Here is a 6,284-nt window from a genome sequence, read left to right on the forward strand (position 1 = left end):
AGCACTCCGCATGAGCATCGAACCTTTGATCGAACCCGACAGTGCTGTGTACAAGACGTTGCTGGAATCGACCAAGGCCATTCCCTGGCGTATCGACTGGGCAACCATGACTTTCAGCTACATCGGCCCGCAGATCGAGGCGCTGCTGGGCTGGACGCCACAGAGCTGGGCCACCGTGGACGACTGGGTGGAACGCATGCACCCGGACGACCGCGAATACGTAGTCAACTTCTGCGTCTCGCAGTCCCGCGCCGGGGTCGACCACGAAGCCGATTACCGGGCGCTGACCGCCAGCGGCGAGTACGTGTGGATTCGCGACGTGGTGCACGTGGAGCGCAAGGACGGCGAGGTGCAGGCGCTGATCGGCTTCATGTTCGACATCAGCGAGCGCAAGAAGACCGAAGAACATCTGATTCGCCTGCAAAAACAGCTGGAGGAGTATTCGTTTCAGGACGGCCTCACCGGCATCGCCAACCGGCGCATGTTCGACACCGTGCTGGCGCGGGAATGGACCAGCGCCCAGCGCAGCCAATTGCCGCTGTCGTTGATCCTGTTGGATATCGACTATTTCAAGCAGTACAACGACCTCTACGGGCATATCAAGGGCGACGAATGCCTGCGCCAGGTGGCACGCACGCTGTCGCAGGCGGCCAACCGGCCACGGGACTTCATTGCGCGCATCGGCGGCGAGGAGTTTGTGTGGTTGCTGCCGGAAACCGATGCCGAGTCGGCACGGCGCGTGGCCGAACGCTGCCTGCACTTGATCCGCCAGCAGCAGATCGCGCATGAGCACTCGGCGGTGTCGGACCTGCTGACACTGAGCCTGGGCGTAGGCACTTGCACGGTAACGCCGGGCAGCGCGGCGCTTGCCTTTGTCGAAGCCGTCGACAAGTTGCTGTACCAGGCCAAGCGCAATGGCCGGATGCGTGCAGAGTTTGCCAACGTGGCGGATTGACACAAAAGCCAAATCGCGGACAAAAAAAATCCCAAGTAGCTGATGGAAACTTGGGATTTAAAAATGCATAAACCGTGGGAGGTGAACGCCCGGCTATATTACCCAGCGGGAAAACTTGTAACAAGATAATTTTCAACCTTTCGTCGGATTAAAACAGCGCTAAGTCATTCAATAACCACACTTTTTTAATGGATCCGATTATTGGAAATGCCACTTTTTGGTGCAATAACAGCGCATCGTTAAACAAACTTCGCTGTTTAATTCCTCGATAAAAATAAGGTTATTGATTAAAAGTGCGTGGGCTTCTTCAAGTCGTGCTGATACAGGTGTTTGCACGGATCCACCAATACAAGTTCGTCCTGGGGCGTGGCGCGCGAAACACTCGCCGCCTGACGGCATAACGCCAGGCGCTCCGCCGCCTCTTCCCGCTGCCGGTCGACCTGGGCATTGAGCCGAACGAAATAAGTCCCCAACAACACCGCGACACATAGAACGCCGACGCCAAAATAGCGCAAGGCATTGGATTGAGGGGGTTCCAGCTCACTCATACACTCATTGCACCTTGTGTTTCTGATAGCGAACATCGTCGCCCTCGGCCGTGTCGACCACTGCCCAGCCAAGCCGCTGGTAAAAACCGTTGGCACGGATCTGATCCCGCCCATCCGTGATCAGGAAGAGCGTGTCGTGGTGCTCGAACAGCGCGGCCTCGGCCACTGCCATCAATTGGCGGCCCAACCCAAGGTTCTCGTGAGACGGCAATACAAACAGGGCGAACACCTCGCCTTCGGTAAGATCAACCATTGCAAACGCGACAGGCCTGCCGTCCAGTTCGGCAAGCCATACGCACGGCGCCTCGCGCATGCTGTCGGCGACGACTTGCGGGGTAATGCCCAGCTCAGCCATCTGCTCGCGGCTTAAGTGGTTTTGCACCACGGCGGTGCGAATGTCGAAAATAGCATTGATATCGCCCGGAGTTGCCAACCGTATAACCGAACCCATGTGCACCGCCTCCCGATGAGACGCTCAATTGTATGTAAATTGAAACACATCGGTTGTGGTGTATTTGTAAAACAGTCAGCCGGATTGCGCGTTAATCCTGCTCACGGCGCCTGAACTGCCCCGGCGCCAGCCCGTGGGCCTTGCGGAAACACCGGGAAAAATACGCCTCGTCGGTAAACCCGCAGCGGTGCGCAATCGCGCCGATCATCTGCGGGCTGTTGAGCAGCAGCGTGCGCGCCAGTTGCATGCGCCGGTCGAGCACCAACTGGGAGAAGGGTTTGCCGGTTTCCTTGCGCAACAGGTGGGTCAGGTAGTTGGGCGACAGGAACGCCGCCGCGGCGGCATCCGTCAGGTTCAGCGACGGCTCGTGCAAATGCTCGCGGATGTAGCCTTGCACCCGGGCCAGGGCATCCTTGCGCCCACGCCGGGTGGCGTTGTTGGCGGCGAACGCCTGGAGCGGTTCGGCGTACTGTTGGCACACCAGCCCGATCAACTGGAACAGGTAACCCTTGAGCCGCTCCCGGGCGCCGAAGCTGCGGTGGGCGTCCAGGCTGCGCATGTGTTCCAGCCAGGTTTTGACTTCTTCGAAGGCCGCGTCGTCGAGGATGAAGTCCAACTGCTCCTGGAAGCGGAACGGCGACAGCTCCGGCGCCTGGCCGATGGGGATGTCTTCCAGGTCCAGCGGATCGCAGGTCAGTTGCGGCAGGAAAAAACCCTGGCTGAAATTGATCAGCATGAAGTCGCCGTCGTCGGGATGGGGAATCACGTGCAGGCGATGGGGCAGGATAAAGGCCAGGGCCTTTTTCGGGAACGGGCGCACCGCACCGCCGATGTGCTGCACGGTGTCGCCACCCAGGTTGATCTGGATCTGGAAATATTCGTGGCGATGGGGACTGGTCAGCGCCGCCCTGCCCCGCTTGTCGCGGATGTAGAAGTCGGAGCGGTCGCTGCGTTGTTCCATGCCATAGGTGGTGATGCGGGTGCCGGGCATACGCGTTTCTCGGGGGGCCTGGGCACCACTGTAGCGTCAAACCTGGCCGAGGGTGAAGCTCAGCTCGGCCAGGCCGTCGATGCCGGCGGTCACCACATCGCCCGGTTGCAAGGCGCCGACGCCCGCCGGGGTGCCGGTAAAGATCAAGTCGCCGGCTTTCAGCGCCACGGATTTGGACGCGTGGCTGATCACCTCACTGACCGACCAGATCTGGTCTGCCAGATCGCCCACTTGACGTTGCTCGCCATTCACCTTGAGCCAGATTCGCCCAGTGCCCGGGTGGCCGACGGCACTCACCGGCCGCAGCGGAGTGCAAGGTGCCGACTCATCAAAGGCCTTGGCCCATTCCCACGGCCGCGACAGCTTTTTCGCCTGGGCCTGGAGGTCGCGGCGGGTCAGGTCGATGCCCAAGCCGTAACCCCAGATATGCGCAAACGCATCTTCCGGGGCGATGTCCACGCCGCCCTTGCCGATGGCCACCACCAACTCGACTTCATGGTGCAGATCGGCGGTCAGCGGCGGATAGGCGATCACGCCCTCGGCGGGCACCACGGCATCAGCTGGCTTCATGAAAAAGAACGGCGGCTCGCGGTCGGGGTCGTGGCCCATTTCGCGGGCATGTTCGCTGTAGTTGCGCCCGACACAGAACACCCGGCGTAGCGGGAAGCGGGCGTCGTCGCCGTGGATGGCGAGGGACGGGGTTTCGTTGGGGGTGATGACGTAGCGGGTCATGGCATGTGCCTCTTCGATTACCTGGGGCCAGTATGCGGACGGGCTCCGGGGCGAAGTTGGACAGGCTTACGCAGATTTTGTACTGGGCGGTGCATCGGTCACTTTGCCAAGCGAACCCAACACTGCTAGCCTCATCGCGCTTTCAACCCCTGATCCCGCAGAAAGGACTCTGATGAACATCATTCGCGCCGTCGCCCTCTTCGCCGCCTCATTGTTCTCGATGAACACTTCAGCCAAGGCCCCGCTTCCGGGATTCCAGTTGCCCAAGGCAGATTCGGAATATGACGAGAAGGTGTTGGCGGATATCAAGAAGATCGGCTGGCACCATGTGCATGTGCGGGCTGAAGACGGTGAGCCTTCGTTCGCCTACTCCCTGGGGTTCTACGCCAACTTCGGCCAACCGGAAATCATCGTATTCGGGCTGCCCCCGCAGATTGCCCAGCAGTTGCTGAACATCGCCGCGATCCGCTTTGCCGGTGCAAAAGCCGCCTATGAAACCTACAAGCCCTATGACGATATTGCCGAAGGCATGCGCATCGCCTTCATTCCTGTAGACCGCAGGCACTACCGCGAGTACCTCGGTTATGCCGGCTGGTTCTACGCCTCGATCAAAGCTGATTTCCCTGCGTTGCAAATGGTCTGGCCGGACAAACAAGGGCGCTTTCCGTGGGAGCCCAACTACGACCAGTCGTTCTCAAGGCTCCAATTGCTGCTGGATAAATAAGGGTTATTTACGCGCCAGCTTGTAGCGCAAACAGTCCTGATAAAAACTCTGGCGAATCACTTCGGGCTTGACCCGCGAACGGCTGTCGTAGGTCTGCTCGGTGATGCCCATGGCCATCATGTGCATCCAGGGTTTCTTGAACTGGTAGGTCTTCAGCTTCTGCCGCGCGGCGTACAGCGAGACGCCCGACAGCTTCAATTCCTGGGCCCGGGCGGCGGTGCCTGCACCCCAGCTGCACATGTACTTGTCGTTGTCCCGCAGCTCCCGTGCCTCAACCGAAACCGCCCCACCCGCCACGGCACAGGCGATCAGCATGATTCCCACATTGCGCATTTGCATCCCGCCTAACCACCTGAAAATAAAAGTGATTTTGGCGAGAATTTTGTTACAAAGGGGCCAGCAAATTGCCTTATCGGTGAATTTTCCGACCTGAAACCGAACCGAGTAACAGCGTTGCCATTCAGGCATTTTGCCACTATTGGTTGCCGATGGCCCATTGCCTGACGATAATCGCGGCGCTCTCCCACACTCACGCAAGGAAACGCCGTGAAAAAGCTTCTACTGTTGACCCCATTGCTCGCGCTGCTGTTGCAAGGCTGCGGCGTCACCATGACGCAATACGAGCCGAACTTCGATAACGTCCAGGTCCTCAAGCAGGCAGCGCCGCTGCAACCCGTCAGCAATGCCCAGGTGACGGCCGCGTCGGGCGAAGGCTCGTTGTCTGTACGTGCCAACCCGATCCGCTCGCCCAGTGGCAGCATCCCGGCGCATATCCAGGCTGCGATCACCCAGGAACTGCAACTGGCAGGCCTGCTGAACCCGCAAGCAGAACGTCATCTGCAAGTGCTGGTGGTGAAGAATTCGCTGTCGGCAGGCATGGGCTCCGGCAACGGCACCCTGGCCGCGCGGTTTACCCTGCTCAAGGGCAATGACGTGGTGTACGACGCGACCAAGGAAGTGAATCACACCTGGCCCAGTTCGTTCTTCGGGTTCATTGCGATCCCGAATGCCGCCAACGCCTACAACCCGATGGTGCGGGATTTGCTCAAGTCGCTGTACAGCGACCCGTTGTTCATCAAGGCGCTTAAGTAAGGCCTGGGCTGCGAGGATCGGCCACCCTGCCCTCGCAGCTGTTTCAAACGTTCAGTTACGTGTCACGCCCGTGGCACGCCGGCATCCAGCGCCGAATACTTCAGGTTATTACCGTCGACCATTTGCTTGAGCAGGGCATTGACCTGGCGGGTGAAGGTATCGGTCACCGCGTCTTTCGGCGTATTGGCCATCAACGGGATGAACCAGATGCCCATCCAGGTATTGATCGAGTCGTGGTTGGAGCCGGTGCTCAGTGCCTGGCCTTGTGCGTCCACCGATTCCAGCTTCATGGTGTACTGATCAGTCCCCAGCGCCGGAATGATGGTGAAGGTAAAGCCGCTGATAAAGGCCAGTACCAGTTGGCCGCCACCCGGTGGATGGTTGTAGACCTTCAGGCGCAGGCTGTAATCGCCTGGCTGCTTCTGGAATTCATCCAGGGTCACGCGACCAAACAGGCCGGAGTCAGTCAGGACTTTCTGCAGCTGTGGCTTGAGCATCTCACGCGCTTGTGGGACTTCGGCCGCGGCGGCATTTGTCGGCTCGCCCTGGTAGAACTTGAAGTCTACGTAGACGTTCGGTTTGTTGGCGTAGCTGGCCTTCGACGGCAGCGTGACGGGTGCTACTTCGTCTTTCGTGAAGCTGGCGCAGCCGCCCATCGACAACGTGATCAGGGCCAACCCCAGCATTTTTCCAATGTGCATTACGACTTCCTTAGTGAATGGAGCGTCTCCATGGCCGGAGTTGCTGGGGGCGGATGATAAAGAGTGGGTGGGAATGTTAAAAGGCCATCT

The 6,284-nt window shown here is 59.4% G+C and carries 9 protein-coding genes; 3 read left to right on the forward strand and 6 right to left on the reverse strand.

The window, feature by feature from the left end:
- Positions 1-10 precede the first annotated feature (10 nt).
- Positions 11-955, forward strand: a complete 945-nt coding sequence (locus JV201_RS17785) for a sensor domain-containing diguanylate cyclase (protein WP_134326908.1) — start codon at positions 11-13, stop codon at positions 953-955.
- A 287-nt stretch (positions 956-1,242) separates the two neighbouring features.
- On the opposite strand, the gene JV201_RS17790 is transcribed toward JV201_RS17785, so the two are convergent.
- From JV201_RS17790 to JV201_RS17805, 4 genes are all read right to left on the reverse strand, one after another.
- Positions 1,243-1,503, reverse strand: a complete 261-nt coding sequence (locus tag JV201_RS17790) for a hypothetical protein (protein WP_134326909.1) — start codon at positions 1,501-1,503, stop codon at positions 1,243-1,245.
- 4 nt (positions 1,504-1,507) lie between these two features.
- Positions 1,508-1,954, reverse strand: coding sequence for a GNAT family N-acetyltransferase (locus JV201_RS17795; protein ID WP_219405817.1), 447 nt, complete (start codon positions 1,952-1,954; stop codon positions 1,508-1,510).
- A gap of 91 nt (positions 1,955-2,045) precedes the next feature.
- Positions 2,046-2,945 carry an AraC family transcriptional regulator gene (locus JV201_RS17800; RefSeq protein WP_087693025.1) on the reverse strand — a complete coding sequence of 300 codons (900 nt, stop codon included), beginning with the start codon at positions 2,943-2,945 and terminating at the stop codon, positions 2,046-2,048.
- 36 nt (positions 2,946-2,981) lie between these two features.
- The gene (locus JV201_RS17805; RefSeq protein ID WP_219405818.1) at positions 2,982-3,677 is read right to left on the reverse strand and encodes a fumarylacetoacetate hydrolase family protein; all 696 of its coding nucleotides are present in this window, start codon (positions 3,675-3,677) and stop codon (positions 2,982-2,984) included.
- Between the two features lie 172 nt (positions 3,678-3,849).
- Between JV201_RS17805 and JV201_RS17810 the strand changes: the two genes are divergently transcribed.
- Positions 3,850-4,401 (forward strand): DUF4262 domain-containing protein, encoded by a 552-nt coding sequence (locus JV201_RS17810; protein ID WP_003219697.1) that lies wholly within the window; start codon positions 3,850-3,852, stop codon positions 4,399-4,401.
- Positions 4,402-4,404: 3 nt separating this feature from the next.
- On the opposite strand, the gene JV201_RS17815 is transcribed toward JV201_RS17810, so the two are convergent.
- Positions 4,405-4,734: a hypothetical protein gene (locus JV201_RS17815; protein ID WP_174717799.1), complete on the reverse strand. Its 330-nt coding sequence runs from the start codon at positions 4,732-4,734 to the stop codon at positions 4,405-4,407.
- A 213-nt stretch (positions 4,735-4,947) separates the two neighbouring features.
- Here JV201_RS17815 and JV201_RS17820 point away from each other — a divergent pair, with 213 nt between their 5' ends.
- Entirely contained in the window at positions 4,948-5,493 is a 546-nt protein-coding gene (locus tag JV201_RS17820) for a hypothetical protein (protein WP_003219695.1), read from the forward strand.
- Positions 5,494-5,555: 62 nt separating this feature from the next.
- Here JV201_RS17820 and JV201_RS17825 read toward each other — a convergent pair whose 3' ends face one another.
- Entirely contained in the window at positions 5,556-6,194 is a 639-nt protein-coding gene (locus JV201_RS17825; RefSeq protein WP_003219694.1) for a hypothetical protein, read from the reverse strand.
- Positions 6,195-6,284 lie beyond the last annotated feature (90 nt).

This window comes from Pseudomonas sp. Colony2, from assembly GCF_019382755.1.
Taxonomy (GTDB): Bacteria; Pseudomonadota; Gammaproteobacteria; order Pseudomonadales; family Pseudomonadaceae; genus Aquipseudomonas.

What these genes read in the sequence shown, in the direction of transcription:
- JV201_RS17790 (WP_134326909.1), bottom strand. Translation starts at nt 1,503, where the DNA reads ATGAGTGAGCTGGAACCCCCTCAATCCAATGCCTTGCGCTATTTTGGC.
- JV201_RS17800 (WP_087693025.1), bottom strand. Translation starts at nt 2,945, where the DNA reads ATGCCCGGCACCCGCATCACCACCTATGGCATGGAACAACGCAGCGAC.
- JV201_RS17805 (WP_219405818.1), bottom strand. Translation starts at nt 3,677, where the DNA reads ATGACCCGCTACGTCATCACCCCCAACGAAACCCCGTCCCTCGCCATC.
- JV201_RS17785 (WP_134326908.1), top strand. Translation starts at nt 11, where the DNA reads ATGAGCATCGAACCTTTGATCGAACCCGACAGTGCTGTGTACAAGACG.
- JV201_RS17795 (WP_219405817.1), bottom strand. Translation starts at nt 1,954, where the DNA reads ATGGGTTCGGTTATACGGTTGGCAACTCCGGGCGATATCAATGCTATT.
- JV201_RS17815 (WP_174717799.1), bottom strand. Translation starts at nt 4,734, where the DNA reads ATGCGCAATGTGGGAATCATGCTGATCGCCTGTGCCGTGGCGGGTGGG.
- JV201_RS17825 (WP_003219694.1), bottom strand. Translation starts at nt 6,194, where the DNA reads ATGCACATTGGAAAAATGCTGGGGTTGGCCCTGATCACGTTGTCGATG.
- JV201_RS17810 (WP_003219697.1), top strand. Translation starts at nt 3,850, where the DNA reads ATGAACATCATTCGCGCCGTCGCCCTCTTCGCCGCCTCATTGTTCTCG.